We start from the raw sequence: 26,253 nt of genomic DNA, 5'->3' as shown, positions 1-26,253 counted from the left end.
AAATAATGAGTGATAAACCGGAAGCAAATGATCATCCTGAACTATTAAATTCGATTATAGGATTAATAGATCAGACCCGTCATTTTGTGGCCAAAACGGTAAATCAGGAATTAACGCTTTTGTATTGGAAAATAGGAAAAACGATCAATGAGGAAATCTTAAAAAATGATCGGGCTGATTATGGAAAGAAACTTATAAAAAATTTAAGTGAAGATCTATTCAATAGATACGGAAGCGGTTTTAACAAAAGAAACCTGCACAGTTTCATCAAGTTAAACTCTATAATTCCAGACATTACAATTGTGCACACACTGTGTGCACAATTGAGTTGGTCTCATATTAGAACTTTAATTTATATTGAGAATAATATAAAACGTGAATTCTATGTTCAAATGAGTATTCATGAAAGATGGAGCGTAAGAACTTTACAAGAACGTATTGACAGCATGCTTTTTGAAAGAACTGCGATTAGCAAAAAGCCCGAAGAAACCATAATTAATGATCTCGAGTTATTAAAAACCGAAAAACAAATTAGTCCTGATTTAATTTTTCGGGATCCTTATTTTTTAGATTTCTTAGGTCTTCATGACAGTTATTCTGAGAAGGATCTGGAAAGCTCTATTTTAGCCCAATTACAAAATTTCATTACTGAAATGGGCAGCGAATTTGCTTTTCTTGCGCGTCAAAAAAGAATTACAATTGATAATGAAGATTTTTACATCGATTTACTTTTTTATCATCGCGGTCTTAGAAGATTAGTTGCTATTGACTTAAAATTAGGAAAATTTAAAGCCGGATACAAAGGCCAAATGGAGCTTTATTTACGTTGGTTAGAGAAAAACGAACAAAAAGAAGGTGAAAATAAACCAATTGGATTAATTTTGTGCAGTGAAAAATCCCCTGAGCAAATAAATTATTTAATGCTTGACAATGACGAACAGATCAAAGTCTCTGCTTATTTAACCCAATTACCAGAAAAAAAATTATTGCTAGAAAAACTGGAAAAAGCCATTGCTATAGCACAAAACAATATTTATAAATAAATGAGTAATTTTAAAAAAATAGTTCCTTTTATATATCCATATAAAAAATACGCATTGCTAAACATCTTTTTCAATGTTTTGTATGCGCTGTTCAGCACACTTTCATTTGTTGCCTTAATCCCCATGCTTCAGGTTTTATTTGACAAAAGCAAGCAAATTACAGTAAAACCAGTGTATCACGGCATTATGGAAATTCAACAATACGGTGAAGACTATTTAAGCTATTATATTACAACAACAAAAGGCACACATGAATCCGGTTACGTTTTATCGATAATGGTGGCCATTATTATTTCTATCTTTTTATTAAAAAACTTAGCCGATTACATGGCTATGTTTTTCATTACTTTTTTAAGAAATGGAGTATTAAGGGACATGCGAAATGCTTTGTATAAAAAAACACTAGAACTGCCTTTGGCCTTTTACTCTGAAAAAAGAAAAGGAGATGTCATTTCGAGAATTTCCGGCGATGTAAACGAAGTTCAGAATTCATTTTTAGCCATTCTGGAGCTCATCGTAAAAGAGCCTTTGACCATAGTTTTCACCATCGCCACTATGCTTATCATTAGTGCGAAACTAACCATATTTGTCTTTATTTTTATTCCCGTTTCAGGATATATCATTTCTTTGATTGGAAAACAACTTAAAAAACAATCTACCAAAGCACAACAGGAACAAGGTACTTTTTTATCGACCATTGAAGAAACTATTGGCGGCTTGAAAGTAGTAAAAGGATATAATTCCGAGAATTATTTCAACTCGGTTTTTCAAAACTCCACAGAACGTTTTTTTAGTTTATCCAACAGTATCGGAAATCGCCAAAACTTAGCTTCACCTGCCAGTGAGTTTATGGGAATCACAGTAATTGCCATATTACTTTGGTATGGCGGCCAAATGGTATTAATTGACAAAACGCTTGACGGCGCTTCTTTTATAGCCTACATGGGACTGGCCTATAATATCCTAACCCCTGCAAAAGCCATTTCTAAAGCCTCATACGGTGTAAAAAGAGGAAATGCCGCTGCAGAACGCGTACTGGAAATTTTAGATCAGGACAACCCAATTACAAGCAAGGCCGATGCTATTGAAAAAACAACTTTTGACAATAATATAACGGTTCAGAATATTAATTTTAAATATGAAGACGAAACGGTATTAAAAGATTTTTCCCTTCAAATTAAAAAAGGACAAACTGTTGCTCTTGTGGGACAATCCGGAAGTGGAAAAAGTACTATTGCCAATTTACTAACGCGTTTTTATGATGTAAATGACGGATCGATTTCTATTGATGGAATCAACATCAAAGACATGAATTTACAATCTCTTAGAAGCTTAATGGGATTGGTAACTCAGGACAGCATCTTGTTTAACGATACTATAAAAGCGAATATTTCATTAGGAAAATTAGACGCTACTGATGATGAAATTATCGAAGCGCTAAAAATCGCTAATGCGTATGAGTTTGTAAAAGACCTTCCTTTGGGAATCTACACCAATATCGGAGACAGTGGAAACAAACTTTCCGGAGGCCAAAAACAACGTCTATCGATTGCCCGTGCGGTATTGAAAAATCCTCCGATTATGATTTTGGATGAAGCAACATCAGCATTGGATACGGAAAGCGAAAAATTTGTACAGGTGGCACTTGAAAACATGATGCAGAACAGAACTTCGATTGTAATTGCACACCGTCTTTCTACCATTCAAAAAGCAGATGTAATCATAGTCATGCAAAAAGGAAAAATCGTTGAACAGGGAACGCATGATGAATTAATTGCCCATAACGGAACTTACAATAAACTGGTAACAATGCAGTCTTTTGAATCGTAAAGTTTTTTGCCACAGATTACACGATTAACACCGCTAGTAAATCATTCTAATCCCTGTAATCTGTGGCAGATTTTTTTCATAAATCTATAATCATGTATCTCAACAATCCAAACATAAAGCTGCCTGAAGATCCGGATACTATTGTTTGGAAATACTTAGACCTGTCTAAGTTCCTTGATTTACTACTTTCCAAGAAGTTGTTCATGTCACGTTCTGACAAATTTGAAGATCAGTACGAAGGCACTTTTAGTGAGCCTACCTTTGAAGAGATCAAAAAACTGGCGGTAGACAATCCTGACTTTTTAAATTATTACAAAATACACCGCGAAAAAGTCGCCATAAGCAGCTGGCATATCAACGAATACGAATCGTTTGCGATGTGGCAGATATTTACTCAAAACAGTGAAGGTTTAGCCATTCAGTCTACCATTGGAAGACTGCAAAGTGCCTTAAATCCGGAGAATAATTTTGATCAGTATATTGGTGAAGTAAACTACATCGACTATAAAAAAGAATACATTCCGTTTGACGACTTGTTCTTTCCGTTTTTGTTTAAAAGAAAAAGCTTTCAGTACGAACGCGAAGTCCGTATCATCACGGACACTTCAAAAAGCAACTTAAAGCTGAATGACGGTTTGAAAATCAATGTCAATATCAATCAGTTAATTGAAAAAATATACATCCATCCAAAGTCAGAAAACTGGTATAAAAAACTCGTAATTGAACTGGTAGAACGCCTGGGTTTTGGAATTGAAATAGAAAAATCAGATTTGGAAAGTGATATTTTGATTTAGTTTTTTATAAAAGGTGCTAAGGTACTGAGATGCTAAGGTGCTGAGTTTTTTTTTAAACCATAAAATTATTTTCACTTTTAAATAACAAAAAGCCAGTTAAAAATAATTTTTAACTGGCTTTTTTTATGTACAAAGATTTGAAATCTTAGAATCTTAGCATCTCAGCACCTTTATATAGGTTTATAATTCTTCACTTCCCATTTTTTAGCAGCCAAATCAATATAGCTGTAATGCAAAACATCATTTTTATCAAACTGACCATTTTGATTGGTATCTTCAATTGTTCTGAAATACAAACGGCCTTTAGAATCAATTAAATTCCAATCTACCAATTCCTGAAAGTCTTCAGAAACTTTAGTGAAGTTTTCTCCACTAATATTGCTCAGGTACAATGTTTTTATATCGCCGGAATCAATTTTGCCATCTTTATTCGTATCGGAATCTGCCAGAGTATAGACCATAATTTGATTCTTAGTTCTGTCAGCCACTGTTTTTAAATAAGTAGCGGTTAAGATCAAAGCAGGTTTATCTGTCAAAGACCGAATGGAATCAGAATCTGTTTTTTGAAATTTCAGATTCTGCAAATAGCCTGTAATTTCATATTCCCCTAAATTTGAAATTGTAAAACTCACATCGTTTACACTTGAAGATCCGTAACGTGCTTTTGTTCCTTTCTCAAATACTCTCAAATCACCAACCGGATGAATTAAATAATCCGTTCCTTCCATCTGAATCGGCAAATCAGCGACTTCAATCTGGGTTGAATCCGTTTTATTTACAACTCTTGCTTTATTCGCAGCATCATAAATTACTTTCGGTTTTTGAGCTTCATCTTTGCAACTTACTAAGCTTCCGATGATTGCCAGGGCTATATATTTTAATGAGTTTTTCATCTATTCGAATTATATTGGGATATCAAATATAGTATTTTTGATTGTATTATCGGTTTCATTTTAGTAAAACGGGAATTTCTCAAAACAAGTATCTGTTTCTGTCAATTTAATTACAACCTCGCATTCAGCTTAATATTAAAAACTCTCGAAGTCATATAATTCGGAATTGCGTATTGGTTTTTAGAATAAACATCCCTTACCCACGTATTGGTTATCGCATTTTGATTGTTAAACACATTAAAAATCTCCATACCAACAGACAGTTCCTTAAAGTTTTTCAACCAATTGGCCTTGCCACTTTTAGTACTGCTGTCTACAAAAACTTTAGCAAAACCGATATCTGCTCTTCGGTAATCATTCAGTCTGTTTTGATACAGGTAAGGATCCGAATACGAAGGAGCTCCACCCGGCAAGCCTGTATTGTACACCAGATTCAGATACATTTTAACGCTTGGAATATTGGGCATATAATCCTGAAACAGCATGGCAAATTTCAAACGCTGATCTGTTGGTCGTGCAATGTACCCTTTATCCTCGTAGTTTTCTTCGGTCTTCAAATAACCGAAACTTATCCAGGATTCTGTACCCGGCACAAATTCTCCGTTTAGTCTGAAATCAAGACCTTGCGCATAAGCTTTTGCATTATTATTGGCAACATAACGGATACGAACATTGTCTATTGAATAGGTATTTACATCGGTCAGTGATTTATAATAAATCTCCGTCACCCATTTAAAAGGGCGATCCCACATTTTGAAGCTGTAATCATTACTTAAAACAATATGTACCGATTCCTGGGCTTTTACATTCGGATTCACCACGCCGTTCAAATCACGAAGTTCCCTGTAAAAAGGCGGCTGATGGTACAATCCTCCCGAAAGTCTGAAAACCATATCCATATCCCAATCCGGTTTTATAGCAAACTGAGCTCTCGGACTAAAAACGATTTGGTTGTTTCCTTCCTCTGAGGCACCAGAAACACTCCAGCTTTGAAAACGTGCCCCCAGATTATACCAAACCTGACTGGAGCCTAATTCTGTTTTCTGATTCCATTGTGTGTAACCGGAAAATCTATTTATTGTATTAAAATTAGTGGCGCGAATATCCTGATACGGCAATAAGGGCCCCGTATAAGGTTCGTAAGGCTGGTTGTTTTCCGGAAGAATCACGATTGGGGGATTTATAGAAAATCCTGCAGAATCTATGACTTCCCACTCTACTACCCTGTCCCGAATTGATTCTCTCGTGTATTTCAAGCCAAATTCCAGCTGACTGTCCCTCCACTCTTTAGAACCTTTTATTTCTGCATTTGCGATTAAGGCATCCAGATCATTACGGGCATGATTGAGCTGGGAACCGATTCCGCGTGTAAAATCAACATCGTCAGGATTGGTTGTCCCGTCAGCATTTACATTTCCCAATCGGTATTGCGCCAGAATATCAAAATGTTCTTGTTCTTTGGTATGAAACAAAGAACCAATAAATTTAAAAGTTAAGGTTGGCGAAGCTTTGTAAGTCGTTTTCAGGGCGCCAAAATAAGTATCGTACTGATCTTTTTCTTTTCCTTCATAATAAACCGCAAGTGCCATGGGCTGATCTATTGTTCCAAATTTGGTTTCACGAGTTAAAGGCTGGTATAAATATTTGTTTTGCGAAATATTTCCCAAAAAGCTCATTTGCCATTTTTCTGAAATATCATAATTTACATTCGTCTGAACATCAACAAAAGTCGGAGTATAATTGGTTTGGGTGTCCTGGCTGTCCACAAGCAGACTATTATTTCTGTAACGGACTCCGGTAACGGCCGACCATTTTTTATTTTTGGAAACCGCATCAACAGATATGCTTCCTCCCAGCAAACTGGCTTCCAGGGAGGCTCCAAATTCGGTTGGTTTTCTATAGGTAATATCTAAAACAGAAGATAATTTATCGCCAAATTTCGCCTGAAATCCTCCTGCAGAGAAATCAACATTCTGCACTAAATCGGTATTCGTAAAGCTCAAACCTTCCTGCTGTCCAGAGCGGATCAAAAAAGGACGATAGACTTCAATTTCATTTACATAAACCAGGTTCTCATCATAATTACCGCCTCGTACCGCATATTGTGTACTAAGCTCATTATTTGAATTTACTCCGGGTAGTGTTTTCAGGATATTTTCGATTCCGGCATTTGCACCGGGAATTTTCTTAATGGTTGCCGCGTCAATAACCGTGATGCCCTGAACCCGTTTTTTATTCTTAGAAGACACAAAAACTTCGCCCATTTGTTCCTGGGCATTACTCATCATGGGATTAAAGACAAAAACTTCATTTGGCTTTAAGTTCACCGTTAGGCTCATCATTTTTAAGGAAATATGAGTAAAAACCAAAGCTGCTTTTTTATTGGAAGGAACTTCAATTTCAAAAAAACCATCCGAATTGGTCTGGGTTGTATTTCCTGATGAAGAAACATTCACATCGGCAACTGGCCGCTTTTCATTATCTAAAATGATTCCTTTAACACGGGCGTTTTGAGCAAATGAGACATAACCAATGCACAAAAAAAGGAAAACGAATATTAATTTACTATAATTCAAACGTTTTGATTTTATTTTTGTTGACTTCTAAAAAAGTGAGTTTCAAAGATAGCAGAATTACCTACATTATCAACTACTTCAATTTTTAAATCATTTGCACCTTCTGCGACAATCCCATCCTCAAACTTGTGCGTAATTTTTCGGGTTTTATTATCATATTCAAACAAAATCCAGTTTCCGTTTAAATAACCATTGTACGATTTTATTCCTGATAAACTATCACCTATAGTAAACTGAAGCACTTTCACATCACTAATCCATTTATCCTGAATGGGTTTAATAATTTTTATTACCGGAGCAATAGTATCCAAAACCAATCCGAATTGGCCTAATATTTTCGATTTCGCAGTAAAAACAGTTCCTTTTCGCGTTGTGGCATTGTAACTTCTGCTGTTACCACTGATTCTTGCAATGAATAATTTATCTCGTAGCTCTTCTGAATAAGCAGAATCTTTTATGGTTATCGTGAAATTGGAATGTACCGGAACAACATCATCATGAATATAAATCCGATTGTTTTTCACATCAAAATTCAAATTAAAATCATCGTAAAAAGTACCGGCAGGAAAAAATACCGACATATTGTCTTTTTCAAAATTTGAATCTTTATTATAACGAACAAAATATTTTGAGGCAATTGCTTCAGCATTTACAATTGGCGTTGCCGAATCATACTCTATCGGAACATTAATCGAATTTAAATTTCCGAAATAATCCGATACTTCAATTCGGTAAGTGGAAGCTAAATTCGGATCGACAGAAATAATTCCGCGAAGCGAATCCGTTTTGATAATGCTTAAAGGAAAAGGTGTTTTCATAAACAGCTTCTGCACGCGTTGTCCTGATTTTTTATATTTCGGATAATCAACCAGCGCATTTACATAACGCATTTCATCAAATGAATAAGTATTGAACTGATAGTTGTAATTTTGATTTCCGTTTAAAAAGGTGCTCACATTAAACACCCCGTTTTTATTATTCGAAACATCATCATAATCCACCGCCGAGATTCCGAAACCAATTCTACCATTTGCCTTAACTTTAGAAGCCAGATAGGTTCCGTCTTTCTGAAGCGCCAGACTCAATAGCAGCGGTTGTCTGGACTGATTCACAACTGTATTTTCCGCAACAGGATAAACGTATAAACTGGAAATGGTTGGTTTTTTACTGTCTTTTATATTTTGATCAAAACCAAAAAACATGGGGTTAATGACAAATTCCGTCTTCGAATCACGGATTTCAAAATGCAGATGAGGCCCTTCAGAAGATCCGGTGTTTCCGGAAAGCGCAATCAATTGTCCTTTTGTAACTGGTAACTCATTGGGTTTTGGAAATAATTCAATTTCAAAAGAATGCTCGGCGTAATGTGCTTTCTGAACATAATCCTGAATTGGACCAATGGTGCTTTGTAAATGTCCGTAAACAGAAGTATATCCATTTGGATGTGTGATGTAGATACATTTTCCATTACCAAAAGTCGACATTTTTATTCTTGAAACATATCCATCCGCAACTGCATACACATTTAAACCTTCTCTCTGATTCGTTTTTAAATCGAAACCGGCATGAAAATGATTTGGCCTCAACTCCCCAAAATTACCCGAAAGCTGCATTGGAATATCAAGAGGCGGACGAAAATAATCTTTAGGATATTGGGTCTGAGCAAAAATAAAATTACAAAAAAACAGCGTAAGTAGTGAAAATCTCATAAGCAACATTTTTGCTAAGATAAAAAATTACGAAGCCAAAACCGAGTAAAACGCTACAAAAATACAATTCATTGAATTTCATATATTTGTCTATTTTTAATGCAAAAAAAGCGATAAAAAATTGCATTAATAAAAAGGAATACTAACTTTGTATGATTAAGTAATGAATAGGATTTATAATGAGTGTAATTGCCGAAATAATTGATACTCTTGAATATAAAATCGAAAAGCTTTTTGAAAAGTCAAAAGGATTCGAGAAAAACAATCAGGAACTTAGATTACAACTAGCCAAAGCTGCGCAAATCATCCAGAAACAATCTGAAGAAATGGAAGCTTTGAGAAAGCAATATGAAACACTTAAAATAGCCAATTCGTTGCTCGGCAGTGACAATAATAAGAGAGAGACAAAGCTTAAAATAAATTCATTAATTCGCGAAATTGATTACTGTATAGCACAATTATCAGACTAGAAACATGGACGAAAAGCTTAGAATTAAAATATCAATTGCAGATCGGGTATACCCATTAACCGTAGAACCCAATCAGGAAGAAGGACTAAGAAGTGCTTCTAAGAAAATTGATGTGATGATCAAGCAATTCGAAGAAAGTTACGCAGTCCGCGACAAGCAGGATGTACTGGCCATGTGTGCCTTACAATTTGCTTCACAAGTAGAACAAAAACAAATTGATTATACTGTCGATAGTGAAGATATCGAAAGAATTAAAAGATTAAATTTGCTTTTAGATCAATATCTCGAAAATTAAACGTTCTTTACAGAAACTAAGATACTGCCTACATTAGTTCATTTTTGGTAAACTCAACACTAACAAATTAAAGTGAGTGAATCGTCGCTACTATAGTACGTCCAGATTTTATCGGGAAAACTTGAACAGTGAGTTAGCTCAAAACTTGTCTTTACGAGTTTATTCAAGCAATTAATGTAGGCTTTTTTATATATAAATTTTAACAAACATGGACATAGTAACGATCATTATTTCAGGTATCGTCGGGATTGCAGCGGGGTTTGCAATTGCTAAAGTTATCGAAAAAAGCAATATTTCTAATCTAATCAAAAACGCTAAAAAGGAAGCAGCTTCAATTTTAAAAGACGCTAATTTAGAGGCTGAAAATATTAAAAAAGACAAAATTCTTCAGGCAAAAGAACGTTTTATCGAATTAAAATCGGAGCACGAGCAAGTTATTTTGGCACGAGATAAAAAGGTAGCCGAAGTAGAAAAAAGAATTAGAGACAAAGAATCACAAATATCAAACGAGCTTTCAAAAGCCAAAAAAGTAAATGATGATTTTGAAGCTAAAACTCAGGAATACAATAGTAAGATTGAACTTTTAGACAAAAAACAAACTGAAGTTGACAAATTACATAAAAGTCAATTACAACAACTTGAAGTAATTTCAGGACTTTCTGCAGAAGAAGCAAAAGAGCAATTAGTAGAAGGCTTAAAAGCCGAAGCTAAGAGTAAGGCGATGTCGCACATTCAGGAAACTATCGAAGAGGCAAAACTTACTGCGCAGCAGGAAGCTAAAAAAATCATTATCAATACCATCCAGAGAGTTGGAACAGAAGAGGCCGTTGAAAATTGCGTTTCTGTATTCAACATTGAATCTGATGATGTAAAAGGTAGAATTATTGGCCGTGAAGGTCGTAACATCAGGGCGCTTGAAGCTGCCACCGGAGTAGAAATCATCGTTGACGATACACCGGAAGCGATCATTCTTTCCTGTTTCGATCCTGTTCGTAGAGAGATTGCCCGTTTGTCCTTACACAAACTGGTAACAGACGGACGTATTCACCCGGCCAGAATTGAAGAAGTTGTTGCTAAAACAGCGAAACAAATTGATGACGAAATCATTGAAGTTGGTAAACGTACTGTTATTGACTTAGGAATTCACGGATTACACCCTGAATTGATAAAAGTGGTAGGCAGAATGAAATACCGTTCTTCTTACGGACAAAACTTATTACAACACTCCAGAGAAGTTTCTAAACTTTGTGGTATCATGGCAGCCGAATTGGGCTTAAATGTAAAACTGGCTAAAAGAGCCGGTTTACTTCACGATATTGGTAAAGTTCCGGATACTGAAAGTGATTTACCTCACGCCTTGTTAGGTATGCAATGGGCTGAGAAATATGGTGAAAAAGAAGAGGTTTGCAACGCGATTGGAGCTCACCACGACGAGATTGAAATGAAATCATTATTATCTCCGATTGTTCAGGTTTGTGATGCTATTTCAGGGGCAAGACCAGGTGCAAGACGTCAGGTTTTAGATTCTTATATTCAACGTCTGAAAGATCTTGAAGAAGTAGCTTACGGATTCAGCGGTGTGAAAAATGCATATGCGATCCAGGCCGGTAGAGAACTTCGTGTAATTGTAGAAAGCGAAAAAGTTTCTGATGACAATGCAGCCAACTTATCTTTTGAAATTTCACAAAAAATTCAAACCGAAATGACTTATCCGGGTCAGGTAAAAGTAACCGTAATCAGGGAAACAAGAGCAGTTAATATTGCGAAGTAATCTCAAAATTCATTATAAACAACAAAGGCTGTCTTTCTAAAGACAGCCTTTGTTGTTTATAGCTCTTAAATTTATCCTTTTACATATCATTAAAAACAATTTTAAAGCAAGTTCCTACTCCTACTTCACTTTCCACAAAAACACTTCCTTTCATGGCCTCAATTTGATTTCGCGTAATATACAATCCAATACCGCGGGCTTCCTGATGTTTATGAAATGTTTTATACATTCCGAATAATAAATCGCCGTAAACCGCCAGATCAATACCCAAACCATTATCTGTAATTTTCAGTGATTTATAACCTTCCGGTTCAATTCCAAAATCAAAAACAATAACAGGATCCCTGTCCGGATGCGCATATTTTATAGCATTTGTGGTAAAATTCAACAAAACACTTTCCAGATATGCCGGGTTAAAATTTATGGTCAGATACTGCGGAACATTGTTGACGATGGTCACATTTTTTTGTTTATCGTATCCTTTGATAGTAAAACTAATTTTTTCGATATACTCACTTAACTTCAAAGGAACCACCACAATATTGATATTACTTTGTGTTTTAACAATCTGCGTCAAATTCGAAATTGTTTCATTCAGATCATTAGAAACCGTTCGCAGATGCTGCAGCATTTCATTAACCGTCAGCTTATCTACATCAGCATCTATAAAGTCCAGAATAGATTTTATATTACCGGCTTGTGTATTGAGATTATGCGAAACAATGTGAGAGAAATTCAGCAACCGACTATTCTGGTCACTGTAAAGCTTCATTGTTTTTAGGAGTTCCAGTTCTTTTTCTTTTTGCAAAGAGACATCGGTATGTGTCCCAATAACACGCAAAGGCTTCCCATTTTCATCTCTTTTGATCACCTTCCCTCTGTCTAAAATCCATTTGTAATTACCGCTGGAAGTCATCACGCGATGGTAATTTTCATAGTACGGAATTGTATTGTCAAAGTGTTCCTGAATGTCTGAATAATATTTTGGCAAGTCATCCGGATGTACAATTTTATCCCAGCGTTCCGGATCATCAAAAATATCTGTTGAATCTAATTCTAAAATTTTTAAGGATAATGAAGAATAAAAAACACTATTGGTGACCATATCCCAATCCCAAATACCGGCTGTTGAAGCTTCGAGTGCAAATTGAAACCGCTCTTCGGAAATACGGAGTTTTTCTTCTTTATCTTTTAGATCTGTAATGTCAGAAACATGTCCGAAAAAACTAACACAACCGTTTGGAGCCAATTCGGTTTTAGATGAAATTTTAAACCACCGCAATCCCTTTTTAGGCAGGACTGCCCTGAATTCAATTTCCCAGGGTGTCACTTCTTTTCTGGCTTTTACCAGGGACTGAAAAAACAATTCCCTGTCCTGAGCGAATATCCTTTCGTAAACAACAAATATAATATCGGTATTAAAATCATTTACAGAAATCTCAAAAATATCATCGGCAGATTTACTGATAAGCGGGAAAGAATACTTATTATCACAATCAATAACAAACTGAAAAAGCAAATCCGGCATTTCGGCGAATAATTTCCTGTAAAAAGTATTTACTTCTAAGCAATCCTCATTTTCATGCAAATCAAAAACCATACATCACTTATTTTATCTAATTTAAATTATTCGACACTATTTTAGCTAAAAAAGAACTCATTATTCTTCATTTCTTGCAAAAATACAATACAAGATATTAAAATTTAAAAAGAAAAACGGCTGTTTGTTAAAATTATTGCCCGAAATTATTTCCTTGGGTGAAAAGAATGCATCACTTCTTTCAGGAAGCTTCTGTCTAAATGAACATATATTTCCGTCGTTGTAATAGACTCATGTCCAAGCATTAACTGAATAGATCTTAAGTCCGCACCATTTTCAAGTAAATGTGTGGCAAACGAATGGCGCAGAGTATGCGGACTAATTTTTTTATTTAAACCGACTTTTACAGCCAGATCTTTTATAATGGCAAAAATCATGGAACGGGTAAGCTGACTTCCTCTTCTGTTCAAAAACAGGGTATCTTCAAAACCTTTTTTGATATTTAATTCGCTTCTTACCGCATTCTGATAAATCCGAATGTATTTTTCAGTCAGTTTACCAATCGGAACGAAACGTTCTTTGTTTCCTTTACCGGTGATTTTAACAAATCCTTCTTCAAAATACAAATCAGAAATCTTAAGGGAAACCAGTTCAGAGACGCGAAGTCCGCAACCGTAGAGCGTTTCTAAGATAGCGCGGTTTCGTTCTCCTTCATTTGAGCTCAGATCAATAGCAGCAATCAAGGAATCAATTTCCTGAACCGATAACGTATCCGGTAATTTACGTCCGGTTTTCGGGGTTTCTATTAATTCCAGTGGATTGTCTTTTCTATAATCCTCAAAAACTAAATAATTAAAAAAGCTTTTCAATCCGGAAATAATGCGTGCCTGAGAACGCGGATTAACTTCTTTTGAAACGTCGTAAATAAACTGCTGAACGGTTTCATCGGTAATTTTTAAAGGCGAAACTTCAATCTGATTGGTTTCTAAAAAAAGACACAACCGTTCAATATCAAAACCATAATTCTCAATAGTATTTTTAGACAAACCTCTTTCGATTCGCAAATAGGATTGATAATCTTTTATGTAGGTATTCCATTTCATGTCCGCAAAGTAAAACATTTTTAGGCATAAAAAAACCTTCCGGGTTAGGGAAGGTTTAGCATATTTTCAATTAACAAAAAAACTATTGCACACGAGTCGGCTCAACAGTGATTGAATATAATCCGGAATTATACTCCCTAGTTGTGTAATTTCCTCCAGAAGCACCAATAATCACATTATCCCCAAAATTCACAATAACATCTCCAAGCAAATCATTACCCTGTGTAAAAGTCCTTTGAACTGTACTATTCTTATTAACTTTCTGACTTGTTCCATACTTAAGCCCTATTTTAACGTATTCACCAATCCCTCCACTAATATCAACTCCAAAATTAGACGCATATTCAACATTCCTAGAATCAGTTAAAATTGTTGTTTCAGTCAAATCGATCTCTTCAATATCAATTTTAATTGAGGCAGCATACTGGTCCAAATCCCAATTAAAAATTGGAATATTTAAGTTCATTTGCTTAATCCCATTGATACTTACAAAATAGTACATTTTAGTTACCCAATTCGTTCCTCTTACATAAGTAAAATCAAATAAATCACTGGGTGTTGCATTAAAATATTTTATTATTTCATTCCCAATTCCATTTTTTCCGTTAACAATTATTCGAACTTTAAATTCAAAATTTCCTGCACTCCAACCTCCAATAGGATTAGCAAGAAAACCTAAACTTTTTGGATCACCCGTTTGATCTGCAATTTTGTTATAGGCAGCGACAGCATTCCCTTGCAATGAAAACGATTTTATTGTTTCTTGAAAATCATATTTAATGGATCCCCTCGGAATACCAGGTGTGATATTATAGTAAATATAATCTCTTTGCCAACCATCCACATTTAGAGCTGTATAAATATTATAAGAGGTAATTAATTTAGAATCTAATAAAGTAGAATTTACAGTCCTTGCAGTTTCATTTTTTAATCTCTTTGATCCATCAAAGCAATCATCTAAAAATTTATAACTAACTCCACTAATGTAACCAATTATATTTGTTTTACTGTTTTTATTAGTTGAATTACTGCTAGGAATTATCCTCTCGCTATCTTTCAAAACAATTACTGGAAATGAAGGGATATATCTAGCCTCAATAATTTCTTCCGTTCCATCCTGATTAATAATTGGCACATCATTACTAGTATTAAGTCTAATAGCTACTTTAGGTATTTGGCTTTGTGTATCCCATAACTCAGCTGAAAAAGAATTTTCAGGTAATACAGGAACTAAAATTGTAAGGGTCGGGTTATTTCTTTCTATTTGCTCTAATAAACTTTCGCTGCCCAAATTTTTAAGTAAACTTTCCCTAACACTTATATTATTCTCTAATCTTTCATTTTTAATAATTTGATACAAAACCTCATAATCATTATCAAACATCTTTAAAGATTCATTTTTAATTAAATCCCTTAAAACTCTGCTTTCTTTGAGAGATTTTACTAATGCTTTACCAAACTCTCTTTTAAGATTTGAATTTGCATCATACAATTTATCAACTTTTGCTTCATTGACTTCCATATTTGCAGAATCAAAACTATTATCATTTTGATTTTCACAGCTTGAAAATAAACATAGACAAAAAAAACTCCACACTAAAAATTTAAAATCGGCTTTCATAATATCATATTTACATGTTAATAATCTTACAATTATAATATTATAATTTCAAAAAAACAAATTATTAATAAATATTTTCTTTCAAAAAAAATATAATCTATAAAAAAAACCTTCCGATTAAAGAAGGTTTTTTATTATTTTATTTTAAAATATTAGAATTTATAAGCCAAAGACAAAGCTAAATTGCTATTTTTTGGGCTATCTAAAAAATCTTCTACATTATCCGTTTCATAATCAGCAATATTAGCTAGACCTACTGTATAACGAAGGTTTACACCAAGATTGTCAGTAAAACTATATCCAACACCAAAATTAAATCCAAAATCTACAGATTTAAAATCATCTTTTGCATCTTCACTATCGTATTTTGCAGAAAGCAAAAATCCTACTTGCGGACCTGCTTCCACGGTAAATTCTTTAGTTATAAAAAATTTAGCTAAAACTGGCACATTCAAATAACTTAATTTATTATCTATATCAGAATCCCCAATATATTTCAATTTTGCACCTTGTGTAGAAAACAAAAGTTCAGGCTGAATAGCTAATCTTTCAATAACTTTAATCTCAGCAAAACCCCCAACATGGAAACCTATTAAAGATTTCGAATCGTCGTAATAATCTCCACCTGTAAAGCTTGAAACGTTCAAACCTCCTTTTACTCCAAATCTTGTCTTCTGAGCATTTGCAAATCCAAACACTAAGATCGCAAGCATTGATAAAATAATTTTTTTCATTTTTTATTTTGTTAAAGTTTAGAAAACAAACGTATAAAACACATGTTAAAATTCCTAATAAAACAAATTAAAAAACAATTATCAAAAAGTAAAAGAATCAAACTATTCTATTTTGTATATCCTTGATTTAAAATATATTAGTATTACTATTCTCATTAAACAAACCTATTAACAAGGCGCAATAATGTTTAAAAATTAGTACTTAAAATCTTTCAAATTAAAAAATAATATGCAACTTTAATAAAATATACTAATTATAGTATGAATATGTAAGCATTCATATTTATCTGTAAATAACTAAAATTCAATACTTTAAAATTATAAAAAAAGTGTTTTACCAAATTAAAATATAAAGATGTGTGAATTTTAATAAAAAATTTAACTAAAACATAAAACAATAAAAAGCAAAATAACTAGTTTTGAACTGTTAATAACATTTAAAAAAAATACCAAACTTTAAAAAACTTTTTTATGAAAAAGATACTTTTAGCAGCTGTATTGTTCATCGCAACATCAGCAACAATTCAGGCTCAATTATTACAAATTGGAGCTAAAGCAGGGGTTAACTTTGCCAGTCAGACAGGAGATGCATCTTTAAACGGTGTAGCATTCGATAAAGACGGAATTACCAGCTATCATGTAGGTGTAGTCGCTGAAATCAAATTATTAGAAAAATTCTCTATTCAGCCAGAGCTTTTGTACTCTACACAAGGAGCAACATACAAAAATGCTGTAAACGAATTTAAAAATGAATTAGGTTATTTATCCATTCCTGTAATGGCTAAAATTTATATGACTAAATCATTGAGTTTAGAGGTTGGACCACAAGCGTCATTCTTATTAAGCGAAAAAAATGATTTTGATGTAAAAGATGCTGAAACTTTTGAATTTGGTGTAAATGCAGGTTTAGGATTAAAAATCACTAAAAACATTTTTGTTCAGGCTCGTTACGGTCTGGGATTAACAGAAGCTTCAAAAAACGCAGATGTTAAAAACTCCAACATACAATTATCAGCAGGATTTATGTTCTAAAAATAATATCACATACTTTTATAAAAACCGCTCTGTTAATTGGAGCGGTTTTTTTATTTTTACATACTTTGTAAAATGTATGCTGCAAAATGTAAAGCGGAATCATTGCACAAGTATTAAATCAAATTATACTATGAAAATCTGCATTATCAACGGACCCAATTTGAATCTTTTAGGAAAAAGAGAACCCGAAGTTTACGGAAGCCAGACTTTTGAAGACTATTTTGAAACGTTGCAGCAAAAATATCCAAATATTGAACTTTCTTATTATCAAAGTAATATTGAAGGCGAACTGATAGGCAAAATTCAGGAGTGCGGTTTTACTTTTGATGGAATAATATTAAATGCCGGCGCTTACACGCATACGTCTATTGGTTTGGGCGACGCCATCAAAGCGGTGACCACTCCGGTAATTGAAGTCCACATTTCGAATACCTATGCCCGGGAAAGCTTCAGACATCAATCGTATTTATCGGGAAATGCCAAAGGTGTGATCTTAGGTTTTGGATTAAAAAGTTACGATTTGGCCATTCAGTCTTTTTTGTAAAATAATGTCACCCTGAGCGGAGTCGAAGGCAATCAACAAAATAATAGGCTTCGACTCCGCTGAGCCTGACGTGCACAATTTAACAAATTTTTAATAGCCCCGATTTTAAGTTATTCTATTTTTGTGAAAGAAATAACTTTCATGAGAAACTATACTTTACTAGCCTTTTTATTTTTTTCGTTTTCTAACTTTGCCCAGATCAAAGGAACCATAACCGATGAAAAAGGAAACCCTTTGCCTTTTGTTTCTGTTTTTGAAGAAAACACGTATACCGGAACCACATCAAACGAGCAGGGACAATACCAGCTTAATGTAAAAGAAGCCGGCAAAAACAAAATTACCTTTCAGTATTTAGGTTTTAAAACCAAAAAAATAGCCGTTTCTCCCGATTCCAAAGTAATCGTTCTGAATGTTAAAATGGTGGAAGAAAGTTTTGCCTTAAATGAAGTGGTGATTGATCCTAAAAACAATCCCGCAAATGCCATCATAAGAAGTGCCATTGCCAACAAAAAAGAAAATTCAGAAAAAACTTCCCGCTTCACGGCCGATTTTTATTCAAAGGGAATGTTTAAAGTAAAAGACCTGCCTAAAAAAATATTAGGCCAAAAAGTAGATTTGGGAGAAGATATGTCTTCTAATTTGGATTCTACCGGAACAGGAATTCTGTACCTGTCGGAAACCATCTCGAAAGTTAGTTATGAAAAACCGAATAATCTCAAAGAAAAAATTATAGCCTCAAAAATTTCAGGAAATAACCGGGGATACAGCTACAATACCGCAGCATTATCGACCTATGATTTTTATGATAATACTTTGGATTTTGACATTAAATTAATTTCCCCAATTGCCGATAATGCTTTCAATTATTATAAGTACCAATTAGAAGGCACCTTTTTTGATGCCAATAATCACGAAATAAATAAAATAAAAGTAATTCCAAAACGCGATAAAGAGCCTGTTTTTGAAGGTTATATATATATTGTTGATGACAGTTTTGCAATTTACGCGATAGATTTAGACATAAAAGGCTATCGAATGAAAAATGAACTTACGGAGATAATGACGCTAAAACAAAGCTTTAATTACAATTCAGAAAACAAAATATGGTCTAAAAATGCACAAACCTTATATTTTAAAGCGGGCGTTTTTGGTATTAAATTTTCGGGGCAATTCAATTATGTTTATTCCAATTACGAGTTTCCGGCTTCGTTTGCAAAAAAGACATTCGGAAATGAAATTGTTGCTTTTGAAGCCAACTCCAATAAAAAAGACGACGCTTTCTGGAATGAAATTCGTCCGATTCCTTTAACTATTGAGGAAAGCAATGATTACAACAAAAAAGACAGCCTGCAAACCATTCGCAAATCTCAGAAATACACTGATTCGATTGATGCCAAAAACAATAAATTTAAAATCTGGGATATTTTAAAAGGGTACGAGTACAAAAATACTTTTAAGAAATATTCGTTTGAATATGACGGTTTGTTAAACATTACTTCTTTAAGTTTTAATACCGTTCAGGGATTTAATTTCAATTCGGGCTTTTCATTCAAAAACTGGAATGAAGAAAAAGGAAAAAGCACTTCTGTAAGCACTACGTTTAATTATGGTTTTTCGGACGAACGTTTTCGGGCAGTTGGAGAATTCAGCCACCGTTTCAACACAATAAATTACGCCTCTGTTGCCGTTTTCGGAGGAACAAAAGTAGCCCAATTTAATAGTGCTGAACCAATCAGTAAGTTTGTCAATTCTGTAAGCTCCTTGTTTTTTAAAAACAATTACACGAAGCTATATAATTTAGAATTTGCACAAATCAACTACAACCAATATGTCGCAAACGGAATAAATCTGAATGGTAAAATTGCGTACGAGCAACGAAAACCGCTTTTGAATACAACCGATTATTCTTTCTTTAAAAGAGACGATATTTATTCTTCTAATAATCCACTGTCGCCAAATGATTTTGAAACTCCTGCTTTCAATCAGCATCATTTGTTCAAGGCCAATATTACGGCACGCATCAATTTTGGCAATAAATATATCTCAAGACCCGACGGAAGATATAATATTAAGAACGACAAATACCCTACTCTGTTTTTGTCCTATGAAAAGGCATTTGCTGCCAGCTCAAAAAACTATGAATTTGAGCGAATTGCAACCGCGGTACAATATGATTTATCGCTAGGGAACAAAGGCTTGCTGGGAACCAGTTTCAAGGCAGGAAAGTTCTTTAATGCCGAAAATATATCCTTTATAGATTACAAACATTTTAACGGAAACCAAACCCATATCGGAACAAGCGATCGTTACCTGAATGTTTTCAATTTAATGCCTTACTATACCAATAGCACGAACGACAGTTATTTTGAAGCACATTTAGAATACAATGACACTGGATTTATGATGAATAAAATTCCGTTACTGAATCTCTTAAAATCAACCCTGAATTTAGGTTTTCACTCGCTGGCTGTTCCGGACAGAAAGCCTTATTCTGAATTTACGGTTGGTCTGGACAATTTGGGTTTTGGAAAATTTAAACTTTTCAGAGTAGATTATATACATTCTTATCAGAGTGGCATACAGCAAAACGGAGTTGTTTTCGGTCTAAAGATTTTAAATGTTTTGGACTAGCTTTTTAAAAGATGCTAAGGTTCTGAATTAATGAGTTGAAATCCTGGCGGATTTTTAGATTATGTAACTTATATCTCTGTTGTATATTTTTTTCACGCAGATTTGGCAGATTGAGCAGATTAAAGGTTTGCCCGAGGTCAATATAAAATCCACAAAAAAGCGGATTATTCTTTTTAAGAATAATCCGCTTTTATTTTTTATTAAAAAAACAGCCTCAAAGCATTTAAACCTTAGCCCCTCAGAACCTCTCCCTTTGCACCTCTCCTAATGATAATCATCCGGCTCAATATGAATTAATACATTTCCCAGCTGAGGAATTTTTTCTTTTAAAGTATCCTGCAGTTTATGCGACAAATCATGCCCTTCTTTTACAGAAATTTTAGCCGAAACAATGGCATGAAGATCGACGTGATATTTCATCCCGGCTTTTCGGATAAAACATTTTTCAGTCCCCAGAATTCCTTCAACCGTTAATGATTTAATGCGAATTTCTTCGACTAAGTCATCATTTAAATGTTCGTCCATAATTTCACCAAGTGCCGGCCTGAAGATTTTATAACTGTTGTATAAAATAAAGAAAGCAGCAAAAAGAGCCGCCCAGTCATCAGCAGATTCGTAACCTTTTCCCATTACCAGCGCAATCGTAATTCCGATAAATGCCGCAACCGAAGTTATCGCATCACTGCGATGGTGCCAGGCATCTGCCGCTAAAGCCGAACTATTGGTTTGTTTACTGCGTTTCATCACCACTCTGAAAGAATATTCTTTCCAGATAATGATAGCCCCCAGAATATACAAAGTCCATGATTTTGGTAATCCGTGGGATGTTTGAATATTGGCTATACTTTCATACCCAATAACTGTTGCCGAGGTAATCAGAAAACCTACCACCAAAAAAGTAATTAACGGCTCCGCACGGCCATGACCGTAAGGGTGATTTTCATCTGCCGGTTTATTAGAATATTTGATTCCAAACAAGACCAGACAGGACGAAAATATATCCGTTGTTGATTCGATGGCATCTGCAATCAAGGCGTAAGAATTGCCAAAAAAACCTGCCAAACCTTTTACAAGGGCCAGGCAGGTATTTCCAGCTATACTAAAATAAGTAGCTTTTATAGCTTTTTGTTCATTCGTCATTTGAGATTTTTATCTACGCTCTCACGATTTTTGCTCCAATTGCTCTCAAACGCTCGTCGATACGTTCGTACCCACGGTCGATTTGTTCGATATTTTGAATTGTACTGGTTCCTTTTGCCGAAAGAGCAGCAATCAATAATGAAATTCCCGCACGAATATCGGGAGACGACATTGTTGTTGCTTTTAACTGAGATTCGAAATTATGTCCCATAACCACCGCTCTGTGCGGATCGCATAACATGATTTTTGCTCCCATATCAATTAATTTATCTACGAAAAACAAACGGCTTTCGAACATTTTCTGGTGAATTAAAACATCACCTTTTGCCTGTGTTGCCACCACCAGAACAATACTTAATAAATCAGGTGTAAATCCTGGCCATGGCGCATCTGCAATGGTGAGAATAGAACCGTCAATATCCGTTTTCACTTCATATCCATCTGTGTGAGCAGGAATGTAAATATCATCTCCGCGTCTTTCTATTGTAATACCTAATTTTCTGAATGTATTCGGAATCAAACCTAAATTATCCCAGCTTACATTTTTGATTGTGATTTCGCTTTTTGTCATAGCCGCAAGACCAATCCAGGAACCGATTTCGATCATATCAGGAAGAATTCTGTGCTCGCAACCACCAAGACTTTCAACACCTTCAATAGTTAGTAAATTAGAACCTACTCCAGTGATTTTAGCTCCCATAGAGTTCAACATTTTACATAACTGTTGCAGGTAAGGCTCACAGGCAGCATTATAAACGGTTGTTTGTCCTTTTGCCAAAACAGCAGCCATCACAATATTTGCTGTTCCGGTAACTGAAGCTTCATCAAGCAACATATCTGTTCCGGTAAGGCCTTCTTCCGGTGATTCTACTCCATAGAAGTGATCTTCTCTGTTGTATCTGAATTTTGCCCCAAGATTAATAAAACCTTCAAAGTGTGTATCTAATCTGCGACGGCCAATTTTATCTCCTCCCGGTTTAGGAATATATCCTTTTCCGAAACGGGCCAAAAGAGGACCAACAATCATAATAGAACCTCTAAGTGCTCCTCCTTCTTTTTTGAAAGCTTCTGTTTCCAGATAACCTACATTAACCTCATCAGCCTGAAATGTAATAGAACCTGGTTCATTTCTTTGAATTTTTACCCCTAAATTACCCAGCAAAGTGATTAATTTATTGATATCAATAATATCGGGAATATTATTAATTTTCACTTTATCTCCCGTTAAAAGCACGGCACATAAAATTTGTAATGCCTCATTTTTTGCTCCTTGCGGAGTAATTTCTCCTTTTAAAGGTATTCCTCCTTCGATTTTAAAAATTCCCATATTCTTTTTTTAAGGTTCTGAGTCACTAAGGTTCTAAGGTTCTAAGTTTTTCTCTTGTAACTTAGTATCTTAGCTGCTTAGCAACTTTTTTTATTTTTAAGGTTCTTCTTTTTAAGTCGCTAAGGCTCTAAGAAGCTAAGGTTCTGAGTTAAAAAACTTAGAGCCTTAGTCACTTAGTATCTTAGTACCTTTTTTTATTTCTGACTATTGTTTTTCTGAAAAGGTTTTGGTTTCCCGCCTTTATTATTGCTTTTGTTGCTTTGGATTTTTGGTGGTCCTGCTGGCGTAATTTTATTCGATATACGTTTGTTGGTACGCAATAAATCAGTTGTATTTAAAAGTTCTTCTGTACTTTGTAACAAGTTGATTTTGCCTCCTGACAATTCGTACAAATGCTCAAAAATCACATCATCTTTTACCGTGTCTTTGTTCCAGCTCAAATATGATTTTTTCATATGGTTGGCAATCACCAGTATCAATGCATTTTTCATCTCGCCATCCTCCCATTTATTGGCAACATCAATCATATATTTGATGTTATTCCCATAAAACCTGTATTTTGGAAAGTTCTGCGGATACTGTAAAACATCCGGCTTTAGCTGTAATACATCACGGGACGGAATTGGATACGGCGATTCTACATCTAATTTAAAATCAGACATAATAAAAAGCTGATCCCATAATTTATGTTGAAAATCTGGCACATCACGTAAATGCGGATTCAGACTCCCCATAACCTGAATGATGTATTTCGCCGCTTTATTGCGCGTTTCAGCATCTTCAATAATAGTTGCCTGATCAATCAGTTTTTGTAAATGACGACCATATTCCGGAATAAGTAAACGCTGTCTTTCAGAATTGTATTCTAAATTAAAAACAACGTCATTCGCGACTTCTTTTTTATATTTTTCGACCATAAGTTATAATGAAACTATACCTTCTATTGTAGAAACTTCTTTGTACTTATCAATCACCTCATCGGCGCTGTTCATCGTAACATCTACAGAAACGCTGGTAAATTTACCTGTTTTAGATTTTGTTGTTTTAATAACCGCCCCCATACTGTCAAAAGCTTTTTCAACCCGCTCGACATTATCGCCTACTGAAGGCATTATAAATTTATACAAATATTCTGCTGGCCAGGTATTTGAATTATCCAGCTCAACCTTTAATCTTTCGTAAAATTCGGCGGTACTTTTTTCTTTATCGTTCTCCATTCGTAATTAAAAATAAACGCAAATATACGGTTTTGAGTTTAGATTTTTAGATTTTTTTCTTTCGAAAAAGGTTCAAAGTTACAGAGATGCAAAGGTGCAAAGAAAAAAGCTTTGTAACTTTATTTCTTTGTGAAATTTCATCTTATATTTGAGAAAACATTGCTGATAAATTTGCGCGAAAAGTCGCGAAGACGCAAAGTTTCTAAGCTTTGGATATTTTTACTTTGCGGCTTTGCAACTTTGCGACATTCAAAAAACATTTTTATGAAAAAATACGCAATCTTACTTTTTATAATTCTCCATTTCAACAACATTCAGGGACAAGAAATCAAAACAATAACCTATTTTCAGAACGATACGATCCAACTGGATTTAGATTTGTATTTACCTCAGCAGAAAACTAATGAAAAAATTCCGTTGATCTTTTTTGCATTCGGAGGCGGGTTTTCTGGCGGAGAACGTACGAGCGAAAAAGAATTCGGAATGTTTATGGCTAAAAACGGTTATGCCGTGGCGAGCATTTCGTACAGTTTGTATATGAAAAGAAAGGATTTTGGCTGTAAAGGCACTTTGACCGAAAAAATAAAAGCCATTCAGATTGGCGTCAGCGACATGTGGCAGGCAACTTCTTTTTTACTCGAAAATGCTGCTAAATACAATCTGGACACCTCTAAAATCTTTATTTCCGGAATTAGCGCCGGTGCCGAAATCGGCTTTCACGCTGTTTACTGGGATTATAAACTCATGAATTTATACAAAAGTAATCTGCCGGAAAACTTCAAATACAAAGGTTTTATAGGAGGTTCTGGAGCAATCATGGATATTAATCTGATTACGAGAGAAAAGGCAATTCCGACGTTACTCTCACACGCAAATAATGATGCAACTGTTCCGTATTCCGCGGGTTCCCATCGCTCCTGCCCTACAAACGCTTCAGGCTGGCTGATTCTTTTTGGTTCTTATGCCGTTTACAATCATATGAATGACCTGCATAAAGACATTGAACTGATTACTTTTTGCGGCGGCGGACATGAGTTCTCGGGTTATCTTTTTCATCAGGGACAGCAATATGTTTTGGATTTTGTGGATACTGTTTTAAAAGGCAATAAATTTGAATCGCATTTGATTATTCCTTCGGACAAGAAAAGTGTTAATACTGGAAAGTATTTATTTTGTGAGTAAAAAAAAATCAGGAATAAAAAGGCATCTCTTTATATTTACTTTTCATTTAAATAAATGAATCCACCTATCGAACAAGTGGCTCCTTAATGCTTTAATTACGGAGGAACGAACTTTATTGCAGCAACAGAAATCGCTCTATTGAACTATAAAATTACGAAATCATTCGTTTCTGATAAATATTCTTTTTAATTACGAATAAGTTTAGGTAAATTTGCGCTTTATTTTAAGAAAGTGCAAAAACAAATCATAGTACTCATTGGTGGCCCGGGAACGGGAAAATCTACTCTTATTAACGAATTGGTAGCTCGTGGCTATTGCTGTTATCCTGAAATTTCAAGACAAGTTACGCTCGAAGCACAACAGCGAGGTATCGACCAATTGTTTTTGGAACAGCCTTTATTGTTTAGCGAAATGCTGCTTCAGGGCCGCATCAAACAATACCAACAGGCTCTTGAAGAACCTGACAATGTGGTTTTTATAGACCGTGGCATTCCTGATGTTGTGGCTTATATGGATTATATTGGTGATGAATATCCGGCACATTTTACAAAGGCATGCGAAGACATTAAATATTCTAAGATTTTTATTTTACCGCCCTGGGAAGAAATTTATGAAAGCGACACAGAGCGTTATGAGAATTTTGAACAGGCAGTCACGATCCAGAATCACCTTGTTGAAACTTATAAAAAATACGGCTACGACTTAATAGAAGTGCCGAAAGATACCGTGGACAATAGAATTCTTTATATCTTAGATAAAATTTAGGCCTGTTTTAAAGTTGCAAAACTAGAAACTGCT

At 34.7% G+C, this 26,253-nt stretch carries 22 protein-coding genes; 11 read left to right on the top strand and 11 right to left on the bottom strand.

Annotation, left to right across the window (positions count from 1 at the left end; translation table 11 throughout):
• The first annotated feature begins 5 nt into the window (after positions 1 to 5).
• The 3 genes from HAV12_RS05195 (at position 6) to HAV12_RS05185 (ending at position 3,667) form a co-directional block, all read left to right on the top strand.
• The gene (locus HAV12_RS05195) at positions 6 to 1,043 is read left to right on the top strand and encodes a YhcG family protein (RefSeq protein WP_171568757.1); all 1,038 of its coding nucleotides are present in this window, start codon (positions 6 to 8) and stop codon (positions 1,041 to 1,043) included.
• On the top strand, positions 1,044 to 2,873 hold the full coding sequence (locus HAV12_RS05190; protein WP_171568756.1) for an ABC transporter ATP-binding protein: 1,830 nt from the start codon (positions 1,044 to 1,046) through the stop codon (positions 2,871 to 2,873). It abuts the gene before it with no gap.
• Positions 2,874 to 2,965: 92 nt separating this feature from the next.
• Positions 2,966 to 3,667 carry a hypothetical protein gene (locus HAV12_RS05185; protein WP_171568755.1) on the top strand — a complete coding sequence of 234 codons (702 nt, stop codon included), beginning with the start codon at positions 2,966 to 2,968 and terminating at the stop codon, positions 3,665 to 3,667.
• A gap of 170 nt (positions 3,668 to 3,837) precedes the next feature.
• On the opposite strand, the gene HAV12_RS05180 is transcribed toward HAV12_RS05185, so the two are convergent.
• The 3 genes from HAV12_RS05180 to HAV12_RS05170 all read right to left on the bottom strand — a co-directional run bounded on the left by HAV12_RS05180 (position 3,838) and on the right by HAV12_RS05170 (position 8,845).
• On the bottom strand, positions 3,838 to 4,560 hold the full coding sequence (locus HAV12_RS05180) for a hypothetical protein (protein WP_171568754.1): 723 nt from the start codon (positions 4,558 to 4,560) through the stop codon (positions 3,838 to 3,840).
• Between the two features lie 110 nt (positions 4,561 to 4,670).
• Complete coding sequence (locus HAV12_RS05175) at positions 4,671 to 7,136, bottom strand: carboxypeptidase-like regulatory domain-containing protein (RefSeq protein WP_171568753.1); 2,466 nt, start codon at positions 7,134 to 7,136, stop codon at positions 4,671 to 4,673.
• A gap of 11 nt (positions 7,137 to 7,147) precedes the next feature.
• Complete coding sequence (locus HAV12_RS05170) at positions 7,148 to 8,845, bottom strand: M23 family metallopeptidase (RefSeq protein ID WP_171568752.1); 1,698 nt, start codon at positions 8,843 to 8,845, stop codon at positions 7,148 to 7,150.
• A 179-nt stretch (positions 8,846 to 9,024) separates the two neighbouring features.
• Here HAV12_RS05170 and HAV12_RS05165 point away from each other — a divergent pair, with 179 nt between their 5' ends.
• From HAV12_RS05165 to rny, 3 genes are all read left to right on the top strand, one after another.
• Positions 9,025 to 9,315, top strand: a complete 291-nt coding sequence (locus HAV12_RS05165) for a hypothetical protein (RefSeq protein WP_132036565.1) — start codon at positions 9,025 to 9,027, stop codon at positions 9,313 to 9,315.
• 4 nt (positions 9,316 to 9,319) lie between these two features.
• Complete coding sequence (locus tag HAV12_RS05160) at positions 9,320 to 9,610, top strand: cell division protein ZapA (RefSeq protein ID WP_132036564.1); 291 nt, start codon at positions 9,320 to 9,322, stop codon at positions 9,608 to 9,610.
• A gap of 208 nt (positions 9,611 to 9,818) precedes the next feature.
• Positions 9,819 to 11,381: a ribonuclease Y gene (gene rny / locus HAV12_RS05155; RefSeq protein ID WP_132036563.1), complete on the top strand. Its 1,563-nt coding sequence runs from the start codon at positions 9,819 to 9,821 to the stop codon at positions 11,379 to 11,381.
• A 79-nt stretch (positions 11,382 to 11,460) separates the two neighbouring features.
• On the opposite strand, the gene HAV12_RS05150 is transcribed toward rny, so the two are convergent.
• The 4 genes from HAV12_RS05150 to HAV12_RS05135 form a co-directional block, all read right to left on the bottom strand.
• Positions 11,461 to 12,981, bottom strand: a complete 1,521-nt coding sequence (locus HAV12_RS05150) for a PAS domain-containing protein (protein ID WP_171568751.1) — start codon at positions 12,979 to 12,981, stop codon at positions 11,461 to 11,463.
• 146 nt (positions 12,982 to 13,127) lie between these two features.
• Positions 13,128 to 14,024 (bottom strand): site-specific tyrosine recombinase XerD, encoded by an 897-nt coding sequence (xerD, locus tag HAV12_RS05145; protein WP_171571631.1) that lies wholly within the window; start codon positions 14,022 to 14,024, stop codon positions 13,128 to 13,130.
• 82 nt (positions 14,025 to 14,106) lie between these two features.
• Entirely contained in the window at positions 14,107 to 15,645 is a 1,539-nt protein-coding gene (locus tag HAV12_RS05140; RefSeq protein ID WP_171568750.1) for a hypothetical protein, read from the bottom strand.
• 152 nt (positions 15,646 to 15,797) lie between these two features.
• On the bottom strand, positions 15,798 to 16,379 hold the full coding sequence (locus tag HAV12_RS05135) for a porin family protein (protein ID WP_132036560.1): 582 nt from the start codon (positions 16,377 to 16,379) through the stop codon (positions 15,798 to 15,800).
• A gap of 471 nt (positions 16,380 to 16,850) precedes the next feature.
• Between HAV12_RS05135 and HAV12_RS05130 the strand changes: the two genes are divergently transcribed.
• From HAV12_RS05130 to HAV12_RS05120, 3 genes are all read left to right on the top strand, one after another.
• Positions 16,851 to 17,411, top strand: coding sequence for a porin family protein (locus HAV12_RS05130; protein ID WP_171568749.1), 561 nt, complete (start codon positions 16,851 to 16,853; stop codon positions 17,409 to 17,411).
• Positions 17,412 to 17,544: 133 nt separating this feature from the next.
• On the top strand, positions 17,545 to 17,958 hold the full coding sequence (aroQ, locus tag HAV12_RS05125) for a type II 3-dehydroquinate dehydratase (protein ID WP_132036558.1): 414 nt from the start codon (positions 17,545 to 17,547) through the stop codon (positions 17,956 to 17,958).
• 141 nt (positions 17,959 to 18,099) lie between these two features.
• Complete coding sequence (locus HAV12_RS05120; RefSeq protein WP_171568748.1) at positions 18,100 to 20,589, top strand: DUF5686 and carboxypeptidase regulatory-like domain-containing protein; 2,490 nt, start codon at positions 18,100 to 18,102, stop codon at positions 20,587 to 20,589.
• 264 nt (positions 20,590 to 20,853) lie between these two features.
• Here the strand turns inward: HAV12_RS05120 and HAV12_RS05115 are convergent, their stop codons facing one another.
• From HAV12_RS05115 to HAV12_RS05100, 4 genes are all read right to left on the bottom strand, one after another.
• Positions 20,854 to 21,729 (bottom strand): cation diffusion facilitator family transporter, encoded by an 876-nt coding sequence (locus HAV12_RS05115; RefSeq protein WP_132036556.1) that lies wholly within the window; start codon positions 21,727 to 21,729, stop codon positions 20,854 to 20,856.
• Positions 21,730 to 21,742: 13 nt separating this feature from the next.
• A complete protein-coding gene (gene murA, locus HAV12_RS05110; RefSeq protein ID WP_132036555.1) occupies positions 21,743 to 23,056 on the bottom strand; it encodes a UDP-N-acetylglucosamine 1-carboxyvinyltransferase in 1,314 nt (437 codons plus the stop codon).
• A 194-nt stretch (positions 23,057 to 23,250) separates the two neighbouring features.
• Positions 23,251 to 23,973: a DUF4290 domain-containing protein gene (locus tag HAV12_RS05105; RefSeq protein WP_132036554.1), complete on the bottom strand. Its 723-nt coding sequence runs from the start codon at positions 23,971 to 23,973 to the stop codon at positions 23,251 to 23,253.
• 3 nt (positions 23,974 to 23,976) lie between these two features.
• Positions 23,977 to 24,273 (bottom strand): DUF493 family protein, encoded by a 297-nt coding sequence (locus tag HAV12_RS05100; protein WP_171568747.1) that lies wholly within the window; start codon positions 24,271 to 24,273, stop codon positions 23,977 to 23,979.
• Between the two features lie 264 nt (positions 24,274 to 24,537).
• On the opposite strand from HAV12_RS05100, the gene HAV12_RS05095 reads away from it, so the two are divergent.
• Together HAV12_RS05095 and HAV12_RS05090 are read left to right on the top strand one after the other, a co-directional pair.
• Positions 24,538 to 25,455, top strand: a complete 918-nt coding sequence (locus HAV12_RS05095) for a S9 family peptidase (protein ID WP_171568746.1) — start codon at positions 24,538 to 24,540, stop codon at positions 25,453 to 25,455.
• A 231-nt stretch (positions 25,456 to 25,686) separates the two neighbouring features.
• Entirely contained in the window at positions 25,687 to 26,220 is a 534-nt protein-coding gene (locus tag HAV12_RS05090) for an AAA family ATPase (RefSeq protein WP_132036551.1), read from the top strand.
• The last annotated feature ends 33 nt before the right edge of the window (positions 26,221 to 26,253 follow it).

Origin of the sequence: Flavobacterium sp. CLA17 (assembly GCF_013112255.2) — a bacterium.
GTDB classification, from domain to species: Bacteria; Bacteroidota; Bacteroidia; order Flavobacteriales; family Flavobacteriaceae; genus Flavobacterium; species Flavobacterium circumlabens.
This window is presented reverse-complemented; position numbering and strand designations above follow the sequence as displayed.